At 68.1% G+C, this 15343-nt stretch carries 15 protein-coding genes, 2 tRNA genes and 1 riboswitch; of the genes, 15 read left to right on the plus strand and 2 right to left on the minus strand.

All coding sequences use genetic code 11. The features are described from left to right. Positions 1–38 precede the first annotated feature (38 nt). The 5 genes from CA234_RS10680 (at position 39) to CA234_RS10700 (ending at position 6235) form a co-directional block, all read left to right on the plus strand. Positions 39–311: an HU family DNA-binding protein gene (locus CA234_RS10680; RefSeq protein WP_064311555.1), complete on the plus strand. Its 273-nt coding sequence runs from the start codon at positions 39–41 to the stop codon at positions 309–311. Between the two features lie 109 nt (positions 312–420). Next, a tRNA-Val gene (locus CA234_RS10685) sits at positions 421–495 on the plus strand. A 137-nt stretch (positions 496–632) separates the two neighbouring features. Next, positions 633–1523, plus strand: coding sequence for a DMT family transporter (locus tag CA234_RS10690; RefSeq protein WP_125976672.1), 891 nt, complete (start codon positions 633–635; stop codon positions 1521–1523). A gap of 242 nt (positions 1524–1765) precedes the next feature. Then, the gene (locus tag CA234_RS10695) at positions 1766–3367 is read left to right on the plus strand and encodes a hypothetical protein (protein WP_125976673.1); all 1602 of its coding nucleotides are present in this window, start codon (positions 1766–1768) and stop codon (positions 3365–3367) included. Positions 3368–3454: 87 nt separating this feature from the next. Next, positions 3455–6235, plus strand: a complete 2781-nt coding sequence (locus tag CA234_RS10700; RefSeq protein WP_126001679.1) for a TonB-dependent receptor — start codon at positions 3455–3457, stop codon at positions 6233–6235. Between the two features lie 64 nt (positions 6236–6299). On the opposite strand, the gene CA234_RS10705 is transcribed toward CA234_RS10700, so the two are convergent. Beyond that, positions 6300–6965, minus strand: a complete 666-nt coding sequence (locus tag CA234_RS10705; protein WP_125976675.1) for a 2OG-Fe(II) oxygenase — start codon at positions 6963–6965, stop codon at positions 6300–6302. 119 nt (positions 6966–7084) lie between these two features. On the opposite strand from CA234_RS10705, the gene CA234_RS10710 reads away from it, so the two are divergent. From CA234_RS10710 to CA234_RS10720, 3 genes are all read left to right on the plus strand, one after another. Further along, complete coding sequence (locus tag CA234_RS10710) at positions 7085–8251, plus strand: ATPase, T2SS/T4P/T4SS family (RefSeq protein WP_241213447.1); 1167 nt, start codon at positions 7085–7087, stop codon at positions 8249–8251. 48 nt (positions 8252–8299) lie between these two features. After that, positions 8300–8376, plus strand: a tRNA-His gene (locus CA234_RS10715). 32 nt (positions 8377–8408) lie between these two features. Then, the gene (locus tag CA234_RS10720) at positions 8409–9458 is read left to right on the plus strand and encodes a Glu/Leu/Phe/Val dehydrogenase dimerization domain-containing protein (RefSeq protein ID WP_126001680.1); all 1050 of its coding nucleotides are present in this window, start codon (positions 8409–8411) and stop codon (positions 9456–9458) included. A gap of 179 nt (positions 9459–9637) precedes the next feature. Here CA234_RS10720 and CA234_RS10725 read toward each other — a convergent pair whose 3' ends face one another. Continuing rightward, a complete protein-coding gene (locus tag CA234_RS10725; protein WP_125976678.1) occupies positions 9638–10210 on the minus strand; it encodes a TMEM165/GDT1 family protein in 573 nt (190 codons plus the stop codon). Positions 10211–10220: 10 nt separating this feature from the next. Further along, positions 10221–10404, minus strand: a riboswitch (yybP-ykoY riboswitch). Between the two features lie 104 nt (positions 10405–10508). Here CA234_RS10725 and ccmC point away from each other — a divergent pair. From ccmC to CA234_RS10755, 7 genes are read left to right on the plus strand one after another with little or no spacing between them, the layout of a single operon-like run. Then, entirely contained in the window at positions 10509–11234 is a 726-nt protein-coding gene (ccmC, locus tag CA234_RS10730; protein WP_125976679.1) for a heme ABC transporter permease CcmC, read from the plus strand. Beyond that, complete coding sequence (locus CA234_RS25190) at positions 11231–11362, plus strand: hypothetical protein (protein ID WP_277600111.1); 132 nt, start codon at positions 11231–11233, stop codon at positions 11360–11362. The genes ccmC and CA234_RS25190 overlap by 4 nt, the downstream gene beginning before the upstream one ends. After that, entirely contained in the window at positions 11359–11793 is a 435-nt protein-coding gene (gene ccmE, locus CA234_RS10735) for a cytochrome c maturation protein CcmE (protein ID WP_126001681.1), read from the plus strand. The genes CA234_RS25190 and ccmE overlap by 4 nt, the downstream gene beginning before the upstream one ends. Further along, complete coding sequence (locus CA234_RS10740) at positions 11790–13718, plus strand: heme lyase CcmF/NrfE family subunit (RefSeq protein WP_126001682.1); 1929 nt, start codon at positions 11790–11792, stop codon at positions 13716–13718. Before ccmE ends, CA234_RS10740 begins: the two co-directional genes overlap by 4 nt. Beyond that, the gene (locus CA234_RS10745; RefSeq protein WP_125976682.1) at positions 13715–14242 is read left to right on the plus strand and encodes a redoxin family protein; all 528 of its coding nucleotides are present in this window, start codon (positions 13715–13717) and stop codon (positions 14240–14242) included. Before CA234_RS10740 ends, CA234_RS10745 begins: the two co-directional genes overlap by 4 nt. Continuing rightward, positions 14239–14646, plus strand: a complete 408-nt coding sequence (locus CA234_RS10750) for a cytochrome c-type biogenesis protein (RefSeq protein ID WP_125976683.1) — start codon at positions 14239–14241, stop codon at positions 14644–14646. The genes CA234_RS10745 and CA234_RS10750 overlap by 4 nt, the downstream gene beginning before the upstream one ends. Further along, entirely contained in the window at positions 14643–15305 is a 663-nt protein-coding gene (locus CA234_RS10755; RefSeq protein WP_164521784.1) for a cytochrome c biogenesis factor-like protein, read from the plus strand. Before CA234_RS10750 ends, CA234_RS10755 begins: the two co-directional genes overlap by 4 nt. Positions 15306–15343: the final 38 nt, after the last annotated feature.

Raw genomic sequence — 15343 nt, forward strand, 5'->3', positions numbered from 1 at the left:
CGCGGTATCCCGCACAATATCAGGGGGTTTGCACCAGCATGAACAAGCAAGAGCTGATCGGTCAGGTCGCGGACGTATCGGGCCTGGCCAAGGGCGACGCGGTGAAGGCCGTCGAAGCGGTGTTCGACGTGATCACCGGCGCGCTCAAGAAGGGCGACGAAGTCCGCCTCGTCGGCTTCGGCACCTTCTCGGTCAGCAAGCGCAAGGCCTCCACCGGCCGCAACCCGCGCACCGGCGAGGAGATGACCATCAAGGCGTCGAACCAGCCAAAGTTCAAGCCGGGCAAGGTGCTGAAGGATTCGGTCAACTAAGCACCGAAAAATTTACGGGCAGGGTGCGAAACGGGGCTGGACAGACCGCCAACCGCACCGTAAAGGCCCGCTTCCCGTTTCGGCCGCAGGGTTCCACCCACAGGCCAATGGGCGCGTAGCTCAGTGGTAGAGCACTGTGTTCACACCGCAGGGGTCGCTGGTTCAATCCCAGCCGCGCCCACCAGGTAGAGAAGCCCGCCGGACCCCAGGTCCGGCGGGCTTTTTCGTTGCTCGCCCCATCAGCCCGCGATAGGCGCGGCAGCATAGCCCATTGGCCGGTTCGTCGATTGCCGCGCGCGGGCGCGGAAGGAGGCGAGATCAATGTTGTGGGCAGGGGCGACGGTCGCGGCGGCGGCCTTCCAGGTGGCGCGCAACGCCTTCCAGCGCGGGATGATGGCCTCCAGCGGCCCTTGGGGCGCGACGCTGGTGCGCTTCCTGTTCGGGCTGCCCTTCTCGACCGCGCTGATGCTGGGTGCCATCGCCGTGGCGGGTCCGGGCAATCTCCACCCGCATCTCGGCTGGGCCTTCTGGTGGCCGGCGCTGCTCGGCGCGCTGGCGCAGGTGCTGGCCACCGCGGCGCTGCTCCAGGCGATGCACCATGCCGGCTTCGCGGTCGGTACCGCGCTCCAGCAGAGTTCGGTCCCGCTGGCGGCGCTGGCGGGGCTGCTCGTCTTCGGGGACACGCTGAGCCCGCTCGGCTGGCTGGGCGTGGCAGTGACGACCGCGGGGCTGGCAGTGCTGGTCTGGCCGCGCAAGGTGGGCGGGGAGGGGCGGCTGCTGCCGGGCGTGGTGTTCGGCACGCTTTCCGGCCTTTTGTTCGGGCTCGCGCTCAACGGCTTCCGCCATGCGGGGCTGGCGCTGGAGCCGGCGCATCCCTTCTTCGCGGCGATGACCAGCGTCACGCTGGTGCAGGCGGTGCAGACCGTCGGCCTGGTCGCCTTCCTGCTGTGGCGCGATTCGGCTGCGCTGCGGGCGGTGATCGCCGGTTGGCGGGGATCGCTCGGCGCGGGGCTGTTCGGCGCGCTCGCCTCGTCGGGCTGGTTCTTCGCGCTCAACCTAGCGCCGGCGGCGGCGGTGCGCTCGCTCGGCGTCGTCGAGATGCCGATCGCCGCGGTAGCCGGGCACCGGTTGTTCCGGGAGGCGCTGAGCGTTCGCCAGGCGCTCGCGGGGCTGGCGGTGTGCGTCGGCGTAGTGCTCACCGCCGGGCTTTGATAGCGTGATGGGGGAGCGCGTCCGCCAAAGTCGTTGCGATTGAACGATTGTGTCGTGCCCCTACCCGTTTGCATCAGCGTGCCGAGGCGTGTCTTCAAACTGTAATTTTATCGTCTTTAATTTGTCTTTGTAACCGCATCATCGAGTCATTTGCCCCGTCTAGTGCCCCGCTTGGGCGCAAGAGGGGCATCGCACGCATCGCCGCGCGCCCGGTTCACAACGAAGACGGGAGAAATTGCGCGATGGCGAGCTTCAAGCGCTACGGCCTAATGTTCATGACGACAGCCGCCACTGCGGCGCTCTCTGCCTGCAACGGCGCGGACAATGTGGCATCGCCGGGGGCAGGCAGCGTCGTGATCGTCGCGCCGACCCCGACGCCGACGCCCACGCCGACTCCGGCGCCGGTTGCGGATATCACCGCCGCGCAGTTCGCGGCAGTGACCACCGTCAACAGCATTTCCATCACCGCCGACGAGCAGCTCGCGCTGGTGAAGGCTGGCACCAATAATAACGTCAATGGCCTGAGCACGGCCATTTCCGGACTGTTCCCGGCGACTGCCACGTCGCTGACGGCCGCGCTCGATCCGTCGTCGCTTGGCAGCTTCTTCACCAGCACCAACTATGTTGGCGCGCTGAATGGTCCGAGCGACACGGCGTTCCAGCAGTGGACCTGCAACTCGACGAGCGCCAACTTCGGCGGCACCGGCGCGAACTGCACGGCGGTTCCTGCGGTAGGCACCGGCGGTTCGGCTGCTGCCTGCCCGGCGGGCACCACCGATGACGGTCTGGTCCAGACCTTCCGTGCCTGCCGCCTGCCCGCGGCGATCACCACCAGCCTGACGCTGCCGAAGATCGCGGGCGTGTTCTACCGCCTGCGCGGCCAGACCGAAGTCGGCACCGATCTGGGCGCAAGCGGCGCCGCCGGTGTCACGCTGACGATCGAGCCAGGCGTCGTCATTGCCGCGGATTCGAGCGAGTCCACCAACGACCTTCTGCTCGTCAACCGCGGCTCGAAGATCCAGGCGGTCGGCACCCGTGAGGCGCCGATCATCTTCACCTCGCAGCAGAACCTCACCAGCAACGGCGTCAGCGACGCGACCCAGGGCCAGTGGGGCGGCATCATTCTGCTCGGCCGCGCGCGTACCGCGGTCTGCGCCTCTGGCACCGGCGGCAGCAACCCGACTCCCTGTCAGCTCGCGATCGAAGGCGTGACCGGCCGCTTCTACGGCGGCACCGACGATGCCGACAACAGCGGCCAGATGTCCTATGTTCAGATCCGCTATTCGGGCATCGCCATCTCGGACGGCAACGAACTGCAGGGCCTCACCCTGGGCGGCGTCGGCTCGGGTACCGTGCTCGACCACATTCAGAGCCACAATTCGGCCGATGACGGCATCGAGATCTTCGGCGGCGCCGCGAACATCAAGTACATCGCGGTCACCGGCGCGGACGACGACGGCTTCGACGTCGACAATGGCTGGCGCGGTTTCATGCAGTTCATGATCGCGGCGCAGAAAATTTCTGGCGCCACCGCCGACTCCTTCTCGACCGAGATCGACTCGAACAACGCCGAGGACCTGCTGCCCCGGACCTGGGGTCGCTACGCCAACTTCACCTTCATCCAGACGGCGCTTGCGCCGGCGGCGATCCGTCTGCGCGGCGGTGCCGACATGACCTTCGTCAACGGCATCGTGAAGACGCCGTCGAACGTCGCCTGCGTCAACCTCGTCGCCGGCGAGACCAGCGCGACCGATCGCTCGACGATCCGCGCCAAGAACGACGCGCTGCAGGACCAGGGCCCGCCGGTGTTCAACTCGGTGTTCTTCGCCTGCAACGGCCGCTGAGGCCGCACGCCCACGCGAACCCGAGCCGGGGTGGTGCTCGCCGCCACCCCGGCATCGCACGTACTTCTAAGACTGGATGACACGGCCATGCAGCGACGCCACGCCTATGCCACGCTTCTTCTTCTGACGTCCCAGCTCGTGCCGGCGGCGGCGCTCGCCCAGAGCGCTGCTGCGCCCGCACCGACGCCGGCAGCCCCTGCGGCCAACCCGCAGGACACGGCCGAGCCGCAGGATGCGCAGCCCCCCGTCGAGGTCTCCGCGCCGGGCTTCGACGGATCGGTGCCGCAGGAGATCGTCGTCACCGGTCGCTACATTCCCAACGTCGTCCGCGCGACGCCGCAGGTCGTGTCGGTCCTCTCGTCCGAGGACATCGCCCGCACCGGCGAGGGCGACATCGCCGGCGCACTCAGCCGCGTCACCGGCCTCAGCGTGGTCGGCGGCGGCTTCGTCTATGTCCGCGGCCTCGGCGACCGCTATTCCTCGTCGCTGCTCAACGGCTCGCCCCTGCCGAGCCCCGAGCCGCTGCGCCGTTCGGTGCCGCTCGACATTTTCCCGACCACGATCGTCGGCTCGGCGCTCGTGCAGAAGACCTATTCGGTCAACTATCCGGGCGAATTCGGCGGCGGCGTGATCAACCTCACCACCAAGGCGATCCCGAAGAAGGACTTCCTGACCTTCGGCGGTTCGCTCGCCGCCGACGACGCGACCACCAGCGAGCTCGGCTACACCTATTATGGCGGCAAGCACGACTGGCTGGGCTTTGACGACGGCACCCGTTCGGTGCCCGATTTCATCCGCAATGCGCCCAACGGCACGGGCATCATCCCGGCCGAGCAGGTGCTGCAGCTCTCCAACGCGTCGACCACGCTGCTCCAGCGCAACGCGCAGCTGCCGGCGAACTGGTCGGCGGAGATCAGCGGCGGCGGCGCGCTCGACCTGGGGTCGGACCAGCTCGGCATCGTCGCCTCGCTCGGCTACAGCAACACCTGGCGCACGCGGCTGATCACCCAGCAGGACAGCGTCAACACCAATGGCGACCTGCGCAACGATTTCCGCACGCTGCTGACCGATAACCGCGTGATCGCCAACGGGCTGCTCGGCCTGGGCTATGCCTTTGGCGAGAACACCATCCGACTGACCAACGTCTATATCCGCGACGTGCTCAAGCAGGGCCGCGGCTCGGCGGCGGAAGTGTACAATAACGCCAGCGGCCTGCGTTTCCAGCAGAACACCAACTGGTTCCAGCGCGAGCTGTTCGAGACGCAGGGCGTGGCGGAGCTCCGCCCGTTCACCGGCGTGAAGCTCGATCTGCGCGGCGCCTATGCCAATTCGAAGCGCAATGCGCCGTATGAGCGCCAGTTCGACTATCTCTGCTCGGCGACGACCACCACCGGCCAGACTATTTCCTATGACGGCGGCAATGGTGCGACCGGTTTCCAGTGCAACGGCGCCTATCAGGTGACCCAGCGCTTCTCGCCCTTCGCCTCGATCATCTTCTCGGACCTCAACGAGAATCTGTGGACGGGCCAAGGCGACCTTTCCTACAGGCCCGATGCGGTTCCGCTGACGCTGTCGACCGGCTATTACTATTCGGACACCCAGCGCTTCTCGCGCCGCCTGCAGTTCAATTACCAGACCAGCGTCGGCGGCGGCACTGCGCCCGGCTATCCGTACAATCTGCTGCGCCCCGACTATCTGCTGAGCCCGGACGTGGTGAACAACGCCTGCCCGCAGCAGGGCACCGGCGCGTGCACGATCCAGCTGCAGTTCAACACGCCGCTGGGCGCCTATGCCTATGACGCAGGCTTGCGCATCCATGCCGGCTATCTCCAGGCCGAAACCGATGCGATCGACGGCCTCCGGGTGGTCGGCGGCGTCCGCTACGAGAAGGGCAAGCAGTTCGTCACGCCGGTCGACAGCCCGTCGACGCGGCTGGACAACGACTATTGGCTGCCGGCGGTGACGCTCACCTGGAACTTCGCGCCCGACATGCAGCTGCGCGGCAGCTATGCGAAGACGATCTCGCGCCCGCAGTTCCGCGAGCTGGCGCCGCAGCAGTTCCGCGACCCGGACTCGGATCGCCTGTTCTTCGGCAACCCGCTGCTACGTGACTCGACGCTCCAGAATTTTGAGGCGCGCTACGAGTGGTTCTTCGCACGCGAGCAGCGCTTCACGCTGGCCGGCTTCTACAAGCGGATCCGCAACCCGATCGAGCAGGTCGGCTTCTACACCGGCTCGGACGACCGGCTGCAGACCGGCTTCACCAACCTGCCCAAGGCGACGCTGTACGGCGGCGAAGTCGAGGTGCAGAAGTACATCCCGCTCGACGGCCTGAACGGCGCCTTCTTCGCGACGCGCCGGCTCACCGCGATCGCCAACTACACCTATACGCATTCAGAGATCACCGCGGACGACAGCTGCGCGCCCAACGTTCTCAATCAAACGATCGGCACCTGCCAGGCCGGGTTCGGTCCCGCGTCGCTGCAGTTCCGCGACGGTGCACCGCTGACCGGCCAGTCCGATCACCTGGTGAACCTGCAGCTGAGCCTGGAGGATACAAGCCGGCTGTCGCAGCTCACCTTCCTGTTCAACTATGCGAGCGACCGCGTGACCAATCGCGGTCCGTCCAACCTGTCCGGCACCGGCTTCCAGCCGGACGTGATCGAGCGGCCGGGCGTGCGCTTCGACATCGTCGGGCGGCAGGGCTTCGAGATTCGCGGGGCACAGTTCGAACTGAAGCTGGAGGCGCGCAACCTCACTCGCACGCGCTTCAACGAGCGCCAGACCTTCGACAGCGGCAAGATCGTTTACGCCAACCGCTATATCCAGGGGCGCATCTTCAGCATCGGCCTCAGCACGACCTTCTGATCGCGGCCATGCTCAGTATCGAAGCGCCCGGAGGATTTTCCTCCGGGCGTTTCGCATCGCGCGTTCACCAGGCCCAGGGCCGCTCGCGGAACCACTGGGTGATCACATATTTGGTGCCCGCGCGGACCTTCATCGCATGGTGGATGGTCGCCGGATTGACGCTGCCGTCCGGGCGCAGATTGTTCCAGGCGAGCAGCTTGCCGGGCTCGGGCTGGACGATCTTGTCGATCGCCTTGAAGCGGGTGGCACCGCCGGCCTCGACATGGTTGAGGTACAGCATCACCGTCCAGGTCCGCTGGCCGGAGACGGCGCAGAATTTGTGGAAATCGGCGGTACCCGGATCAAAGTAATCGGTGTGCGCCTTGAATTCCTGGCCGATCGCATAGCGCTGGCCCTGCATCGGCTCGGCATGCGCGCCATCGAGCCCGATGAAATCGAGGATGCGCGCCTTGAGGTCGATCGCCAGCGGGTCCTCGGCGGCAAGGTCGCAGGTCTCGCTGGTGCGGAAGGCATAATCGTCGCCGGCATTGGCGAGGGTGGAGGGGCGGCGCTTCTCGTCGATCCGGGCCACCAGCGCGGCACAATCTGCGGGGTCGAGGAAGTTGCGCACCATGAACAGCGTCACCTTCGGGCTCGGCACCTTCTGGACGCCCGGATAGGAAAGGATGCGCGCGACGACCGGTTCGGACGGATGGCCGCTGCCGAGCGTGGGAAGAGAGGACATCTGCATGATCGCGCTTTTGCCAAAGCGGGTGCTTTCATGCCAGCCGGACGCGTGATTGTCATAAAAGTGCAGGTCGATTGTCACAAAGCCTGCGTAGCCGGGCCTCGTCCAGCAGGGGGATGACAGTGCATATCGACGTCGAACGGCATCCCGCGGCGGGCGGAGCAGCGCCCGCCGCACCGCAACTGGAGGCGCTGCTTGCCGAGGCGGCGCGGCTCGAGGCTTCCCATCTCCATGTCGAGCCCGGTGCCAGGGGTGTCGAAATCGCGTTTCGCGTCTCTGGGCTGCTGCACCCCTTTCGCGAACTGGCGCGTGCCGACGGCGATGCGCTGATCGGGCAGATCGCCGCCGCAGCCCGACTCTCGCCGGAACAAGGGCGGCCGCAGCGCGGCGAGATGCGGTGGGAAGGGGAGGTGCTCGACATCTTCGTGCTGCCGGTGGTGCACGGGCAACGGGTGGTGGTGCAGCGTGCACCCCGCCAGGCCGGGCACCGCGAGCTCGAGGCGTTGGGGATGAGCGCGGCGCTGGCCAACCATGCACGCACGGTCCTGGCGCGGGCGGGCCTGGTGCTGGTGGCGGCGCCGACGGGGCATGGCCGCAGCACGACGTTGCAGGCGCTGCTGGGGCTCGCTGCCTCGCGCACCCGTCCTGCGCTGGCGGTGGCGAGCGGCGCGATGCCCGACATGCTGGGCGTGACCCGAGCGGACGCGTCGACCGTCGTCCCGGCGGAGACGCTGCGTGCGGGCATCGAGCAGGATCTCGACATCCTCATGGTCGACTCGCTGGAGGATCGCGCTGCAGCGGCGGCGGCGATGCAGGCCACCCAGGCGGGGCGCCTGGTGCTGGCGGGCATCGACGCGCAGGATTCGGTGGCGGCGATCCAGCAGATGCGCAGCTGGCGCGTGGAGGCCTTCCATCTCGCCTCGGCGCTCAGCCTGGTGATGGCGCAGCGGCTGGTGCGGCGGCTGTGTCCCGAATGCCGCGAGCCGGTGCAGGCGACCGGTTCGGTCTCTGCGCTGCTCGGCTTCGATCCCGGCTCGATCGTCTATACCGCGGGCGGGTGCGTGGTGTGCGGGGGCACCGGCTTCGCCGGGCAGACCGGCGTCTTCGAATCGATTCGTGGCGACGCGACGATCCGGCGCTTGGTCAATGACGGTGGCGATGCGGCAATTCTCGCGCGCCATGCGTTTATCAGCACGCCCAATCTGGGCTCTGCCGCACGCCATCTCGCCCGCACCGGGGTAACGACGCCGGAGGAGGCAGTGAAAATTTCCCGGGGGCAGGGTGCGTAATCATCTTGCGCTCCGCTTCGGAGCCCGCTAAGCGCGCACTCCTTCACGGCGACCATAGCTCAATCGGTTAGAGCGCTGGTTTGTGGTACCAGAGGTTGCGGGTTCGATCCCCGTTGGTCGCCCCATTTTCCCCCTTCATCACAGCGCGGATCCATCCATGATCACCGACTGGGGCTTTCCCGATTTCGACGACCACGAGGGCGTTCACCTCTTCTCGGATCGGGCTTCCGGCCTCAGTGCGATCATCGCGGTCCACTCGACCGCGCTGGGCGCCGCCGCGGGCGGCGTGCGCTTCTGGCATTATGCCGATCACCGCGCCGCGATCACCGATGCGCTCCGCCTCTCGCGGGGGATGAGCTACAAGAACGCGATGGCCGACCTCCCCATGGGCGGCGGCAAGGGCGTGATCCTGGCGGACAAGCCGGGTGCGGAAGTGACCCAGGCGCAGCTGGAAGCGTTCGGCCGCGCGGTCGAGTCGCTCCATGGCCGCTATGTGACCGCCGAGGACGTCGGCATGTCCGAGGCCCGCATGAAGGTCGTCGCGACCCAGACCAAGCATGTCTCCGGCCTGCCGGTGGCGGCGGGCAGCGCGGGCGGCGATCCGGGGCCGGTCACGGCGCGCGGCGTCTATCTCGGCGTCAAGGCGGCGGCGAAGCGTGGCCTGGGCGTCGACTCGATGGCCGGCGTGCGCGTCGCGATCCAGGGCGTCGGCTCGGTCGGCGGCGGGCTGGCCCGGCTGCTGGCGGCGGACGGCGCCAAGCTGACCCTGGCCGACGTGCACAGCGACCGCGCCAAGGCGCTGGCCGCGGAGCTGGGCGCAGAGGCGATCGATGCCGATGCGATCCTGACGCACGAAGCCGACATTCTCAGCCCCTGTGCGCTGGGGGCGATCCTCACCGAACCGTCGATCGAAGCGCTGAAGGTGCGCGTCGTCGCGGGCGGCGCGAACAATCAGCTCGCCACGCGCGAGGACGGGCATCGCCTGCACGCGCGCGGTATCGTCTACGCGCCGGACTATGTGATCAACGCGGGCGGCATCATCAACGTCGCGCTCGAATATCTGGGGCAGGGCGATCGTTCCGAGGTCGATGCGCGGGTCGAGAAGATCCCGGTGCGCCTGAACCAGGTGTGGGACGAGAGCGAAGCGACCGGCGATCCGTCGAGTGAGGTCGCCGACCGAATCGCCCAGCGCCTGATCGGGCGGTAATCCCTTTGAGATCCTCCCTGGGCGGGGAGGCGTACCATGCCCAGCATGGTGGAGGGCCGCGCCGCGAGGCGCGGTCTTTTGCGTTCCGGGCAACCGCCGCGTGCCGCGGCGGCCCCTCCACCACGCGGCTTGCGCCGCGCGGTCCCCCTCCCCTGCATGCGCAGAGGAGGATTACGCTCTCACAACCACCCCGCCGTCTGCGCCGCGAGCCACAGGCCGATCGCGACGAACAGCAGCGCGGCGATGCGATGCACGGTGGTCAGCGGCACGCGGTCGATCACTGCCTTGCCGAGGAACACTGCCGGCACATTGGCGAGCATCATCCCCAGCGTCGTCCCCGCCGTCACCGGCAGCACCGCATGGAAGCGCGCGCCGAGCGCCACCGTGGCGACCTGGGTCTTGTCGCCCATTTCGACCAGGAAGAACGCGATCGCGGTGGTGACGAACGCGCCGAACCGCGCGGGCTTGGGCGCCTCGTCTTCGTCGAGCTTGTCCGGGATCAGCGTCCACAGGCCCATCGCGACGAACGAGGCGGCGATCGCATAGCGGAACCAGATGCTGTCCAGCAGTCCTGCGACCTCGGCACCCACCAGCGCGGCAAGAAAGTGGTTGGCGATGGTCGCGCCGAAGATGCCGCAGATGATCGGCACCGGCTTCTTGAAGCGGGTCGCGAGCAGGATCGCCAGCAGTTGGGTCTTGTCACCGATTTCGGCGAGCGCGACCACCGCGGTGGAGGTGAGCAGGGCTTCCAAGAAAGTCTCCGGGGCCGGGCGGATGCGAATCCAACGACATCGCATCTCCCCGCCCGGCACGAGCGGAGATGCGACGCCATTGGTCTCGCCCGAGCCTTGCGGCTCCGCCTGCGCCATGGCCTCTCGACCAAGTATGTTGACGCAAGCGCCCGGTGCGCGCGGCACCGGCTGGCTACTCCCCAGATGACGCGGCTCGGGTAGCGGAACCTGCACGGCGTTGCAACCCTATGCGCAAGGAGGGGCGGGGACGTGCAATCGCTGCTTGGAATCGGGGGAGAAACCCGGCTACTCCAGCGCCGTGCCGACGCTACACGCCCTCGCCAACCCGGCGCGCTTCCTCAAGATCGCCCGGCCGCTCACGCCCGCCCTGTTCGGGGTCGGGCTGGCGCTGACGCTGTTCGGCGCCTGGGCCGGCCTCACCCAGACGCCCGCCGACTATCTGCAGAAGGACAGCGTCCGCATCCTCTACATCCATGTGCCGACCGCCTGGCTCGGCATGGGCGGGTGGAGCAGCCTGGCGCTGGCGTGCCTGAGCTATCTGATCTGGCGGCACCCGCTGGCGATCGTCGCCGCGCGCGCGATCGCGCCGGTCGGGGCGGTGTTCGCCGCGCTCTGCCTGATCACCGGCTCGATCTGGGGACGGCCGACCTGGGGCACCTGGTGGGAATGGGACGGCCGCCTGACCAGCATGCTCTTGCTTTTCTTCGTCTATATCGCCTGGATCGCGCTCGCCCGCGCCGATGCCGAGCGGAGCGGCGACGGACGCATTGCGGCGCTGTTCGGCGTTGCGGGGACGGTGCTATTGCCTATCATTCGCTATTCGGTGGTGTGGTGGAACACGCTGCACCAGGGGGAGAGCATCGGGCTCACCCGCAGCAGCATCGATGCGTCGATGCTCTGGCCGCTGTGGTTCACGCTGTCCGGCTTCAGCCTGTTGTTCGGCGCGATCGTGCTGATGCGGATGCGCGCGCTGCTCGCCCGGCAAAAGGTCGAGGCCCGGCTGCGGCGGAGGGCGGCGCAATGAACCATTGGTGGTTCGTGACCGTCGCCTATCTGGTGGTGGCGCTCGGCACCGGCGGTCTCGCTGCCGTGAGCTGGTGGGCGATGCGGCGTGCGGAAGCGACCGCGGACGCGCTCGGGAAACGCGCGTGAAGGCAAAGCATCAACGACTGACGCTGGCACTGCTGGCGGTCGCCGCCATCATCGGCGCGGCGCTGCTGGCGCTCTCCGCGCTCAAGGACCAGGCGGCGTTCTTCTATGCCCCCGGCGACGTGGCGGACAAGCCGCTGCCGCTTGGCAAGGCGGTGCGGCTGGGCGGCATGGTCGAGAAGGGCTCGCTGGTTCGCGCGAAGGACGGCGTGTCGATCGCCTTCAAGGTCACCGACGGCAAGGATGTGGTGCCGGTGCGCTTCCGCGGCGTGACCCCGGACCTGTTCCGCGAAGGATCGGGCGTGGTCGCCGAGGGCCGGTTCCAGCCCGACGGCAGCTTCACTGCCGACAATCTGCTCGCCAAGCATGACGAGCGCTACATGCCGCCGCAGATGGCGGGGAAGATGCCCAAGAGCGAGTCGCTGGAGCCATGATCGCCGAAGCGGGACTTGCGGCGCTGTGGCTCGCCACCGCCTTTGCCATTGCGCAGCTGCTGCTGGGCGCCGCGGCTGCGCGCGCGACCGATCCGGCGGCGATGCTGCCCGGCGTGCGCAAGATCGCGCTGGTCCAGGCGCTGTTCGCGCTGCTGGCCTTCCTGATCCTGATCTGGCTGTTCGTCACCTCGGACATGTCCGTGCTGCTGGTGGCGGAGAACAGCCATTCGCAGAAGCCGATGCTGTACAAGATCGCCGGTGCCTGGGGGAACCATGAAGGCTCGATGCTGCTCTGGGTGACCGTGCTCGCGGTCGCCGGGGCGGGCGTCGCGCTGTTCGAGCGGCGGCTGGTGGCCGAGACCCTTTCCGCGACGCTTGCCGCACAGGCGGCGATCGCGATCGGCTTCTACGCCTTCCTCGCCTTCGCCTCGAATCCCTTTGCGCGGTTGAACCCCGCGCCGGCGGACGGGCAGGGGCTCAACCCGCTGCTGCAGGACCCCGGTCTCGCTTTCCACCCGCCGACGCTCTATCTCGGCTATGTCGGGCTCTCGGTCGCGTTCAGCTTCGCGGTCGCCGCGCTGCTGATGCGCGATGTCGGCCCGGCCTTTGCCAAGGCGATGCGGCCCTGGGTGCTCGCCGCGTGGATCTTCCTGACGATTGGCATCACCGCGGGCAGCTACTGGGCCTATTATGAACTCGGCTGGGGCGGCTGGTGGTTCTGGGATCCGGTGGAGAATGCCTCGCTGATGCCGTGGCTAGCGGCGACGGCGCTGCTCCACTCGGTCAACGTGCTGGCGACTCGCGATGGCCTGCGCGCCTGGACGCTGATGCTCGCCGTCGTCGCTTTCTCGATGTCGATGGTCGGGACCTTCCTGGTCCGCTCGGGCATCCTGGTGAGCGTCCATTCCTTTGCCGTCGATCCGACGCGGGGCACTTTCCTGCTCGCCCTGCTCGGCCTGTATATCGGCGGCGCGCTGGCGCTGTTCGGTGCGCGGGTGGGCACCGTTACGCAGGGCGCGACCTTCCAGCTGGTCAGCCGCGAGGCGGCGCTGGTGCTGAACAATCTTCTGCTCAGCGTGATCCTAGGCGTGGTGCTGATCGGCACGCTCTACCCGCTGGTCGCGCAGGCGATGGGCGTCCAGCTGTCGATCGGTGCGCCCTTTTTCGAGAAGACCGCGGTGCCGATCGCGCTGTTCCTGGTCGCGGGCACGGCGGCGGGGCCGTTGCTGCGCTGGCGGAAGGACTCGGCGCAGGCACTACTCTCCCGCGTCACCATTCCGCTGGCGATCACCGGCGTTGCCTTTGCGCTGTTCTTCGCGATGACGGGCTTCGCCTCGCCGATCGCGGTGCTGGTGCTGGCGCTCGCCTTCGGGCTGGCCGCCGCGAGTATCGCGCCGCTGTGGAAGCGCAACCTGCGCCGCACGCCGCTGCCGATCTACGGCATGGTCGTCGCGCATCTCGGCATCGCGGTGAGCCTGGCCGGCATGGCGGCGGATACCCTCTTCAAGCAGGAGCGGCTGGCCGCCGTGGCGGTCGGCGATAACCTCACCGTCGGCCCGTTCAAGGTGACCCTGACGGAGGTACGGCCCACCGTCGGCCCCAACTGGTCGGCGCTGGAGGCGCGGCTGCAGGTGCAGCGGGGCGCCGCCGAGCCGTTCGAGCTCGTGCCCCAGCAGCGCTTCTTTCCCAATCCGCCGACCAACACCAGCGAAGCCGCGATCGCCACGCTGTGGGACGGGCAGGTCTACACCGTGCTCGGCGCGGCCGACGGGGCGGGGCGGTGGCAGCTCCGCCTCTGGTGGAAGCCCTTCGTCACGCTGATCTGGGCAGGCGGGGGGCTGATCGCACTGGGCGGCATCCTGTCGCTGCTCGGCCGGGTGCTCCGCGCCCGGCGAGAAGCACGCGAGCGGGAGGAATGGGCATGAAGAAACTGCTGATCTGGCTGCCGCTCGCCTTGTTCGCTTTGGTCTTCGCGCTGGTGGTGAACGGGCTGATCGAGCCGAGCGACCGCATCGTCCGCTCCGCGATGGTCGGAAAGCCGTTGCCGACGCTCCAGCTACCCGCGATCGTGCAGGGCAAGCCCGGCATCGACACCGCCGCCTGGCCCAAGGGCACGCCGCGGCTGCTCAACGTCTTCGCCAGCTGGTGCATTCCATGTGTTGCCGAGGCGCCGCAACTGCTCAAGCTCAAGCAGGCGGGCGTACAGATCGATGCGATCGCGGTGCGCGACAGCCCCGCCGAGGTGCAGGCCTTCCTCGCACGCAACGGTGACCCCTATGCGCGGATCGGGGACGATGCCGCGATGCGCGCGCAATTGTCGCTCGGCTCCTCGGGCGTGCCGGAGACCTTCGTGATCGACTCGCGCGGCGTGATCGTCGACCAGCATATCGGGGACGTCCGGGCGGAAGACGTGCCCAAGCTGCTCGCCGCACTGGAGAAGGCCAAGTGAAGCGGTGGCTGCTGCCCGTCGCGCTGTTGCTCGCCGGCGCGGCGCAGGCGGACTCGACGCTGCCCGTCTCGCCGCTCGCCTATACGCAGCTGCCCGATCCCGACCAGGAAGCCCAGGCCAAGGCGCTGATGGAAACGCTGCGCTGCCTCGTCTGCCAAGGGCAGAGCATCGCCGATAGCGACGCCGATATGGCGGGCGAGATGCGCGCGCTGGTCCGCCAGCGGATCGCGGCGGGCGAGCGGCCGGCGCAGGTCCGCACATGGCTGATGGAACGCTATGGCGACTATGTCACCTACGACCCGCCGCTCAGCTGGATCACCGCGCCGCTGTGGATCGCCCCGCTGGCGTTGCTCGCCCTCGGGCTGCTGATCGCACGCCGGCTGTTCAAGGGGAAGGCGGCATGATCGGCTGGCTGGTCTTCGGCGGCTTCGCGCTGCTTGCAATCGCGCTATTGCTACTCATTCGCTTTCCGAAGCGCTTCTGGACGGTGCCCGCGATGGCGGTGATGCTGGCGGGCGCCGGCTATGCCTGGCAGGGGCAGCCGAGCCTGCCCGATCATCCGGTGGAGGGCGTCGCCAGCGTGCGCCCGCTCGACCCCGACCTGATTGCGGCGCGCGAGGGGCTCTTCGGCCGGTTCAACTTCGATTACAGCTATTTCATGGCCGCCGATGCGATGACGCGTGCCGGCGCGCCGCAGCTCGCCGCGACGGTGATGCTGGGGGCGGTGCGCAAGGCGCCCAACGACCTCGGGCTATGGGCCGGGCTCGGCCTGGCCCTTTCCGAGCATGATGGCGACCAGCTCTCCCCGGCGGCGCGCTACGCTTTCGACAAGGCCGAGACGCTTGCGCCGAACCATCCTGGTCCGCCCTTCTATCGCGGCGTCGCGCTGGCGCGTGCCGGGGATCTGGAAGCCGCCCGCCAGGCCTGGGGCAAGGCGCTTCGCCTCCTCCCGCCAACCGCAAGCTATCGCGACGATATGGTCGGAGTGATGCTGAAGCTTGACCCCGGTCTTGCGGCGGCAGCGCGATCTGCGCTGCCGGCAAATCCGCCGCCCGCCCGCTAGCCAGTCGTTACCTCTCTCTATTGGAACTGGCATCGCTC

This window comes from Sphingomonas sp. ABOLE, assembly GCF_003950455.1.
Classification (GTDB): domain Bacteria; phylum Pseudomonadota; class Alphaproteobacteria; order Sphingomonadales; family Sphingomonadaceae; genus Sphingomonas; species Sphingomonas trueperi.

Excerpts from the sequence above, each read along its gene's own strand:
- CA234_RS10680 (WP_064311555.1), top strand. The coding sequence starts at position 39 with ATGAACAAGCAAGAGCTGATCGGTCAGGTCGCGGACGTATCGGGCCTG.
- CA234_RS10690 (WP_125976672.1), top strand. The coding sequence starts at position 633 with ATGTTGTGGGCAGGGGCGACGGTCGCGGCGGCGGCCTTCCAGGTGGCG.
- CA234_RS10695 (WP_125976673.1), top strand. The coding sequence starts at position 1,766 with ATGGCGAGCTTCAAGCGCTACGGCCTAATGTTCATGACGACAGCCGCC.
- CA234_RS10700 (WP_126001679.1), top strand. The coding sequence starts at position 3,455 with ATGCAGCGACGCCACGCCTATGCCACGCTTCTTCTTCTGACGTCCCAG.
- CA234_RS10705 (WP_125976675.1), bottom strand. The coding sequence starts at position 6,965 with ATGCAGATGTCCTCTCTTCCCACGCTCGGCAGCGGCCATCCGTCCGAA.
- CA234_RS10720 (WP_126001680.1), top strand. The coding sequence starts at position 8,409 with ATGATCACCGACTGGGGCTTTCCCGATTTCGACGACCACGAGGGCGTT.
- CA234_RS25190 (WP_277600111.1), top strand. The coding sequence starts at position 11,231 with ATGAACCATTGGTGGTTCGTGACCGTCGCCTATCTGGTGGTGGCGCTC.
- CA234_RS10740 (WP_126001682.1), top strand. The coding sequence starts at position 11,790 with ATGATCGCCGAAGCGGGACTTGCGGCGCTGTGGCTCGCCACCGCCTTT.
- CA234_RS10745 (WP_125976682.1), top strand. The coding sequence starts at position 13,715 with ATGAAGAAACTGCTGATCTGGCTGCCGCTCGCCTTGTTCGCTTTGGTC.
- CA234_RS10755 (WP_164521784.1), top strand. The coding sequence starts at position 14,643 with ATGATCGGCTGGCTGGTCTTCGGCGGCTTCGCGCTGCTTGCAATCGCG.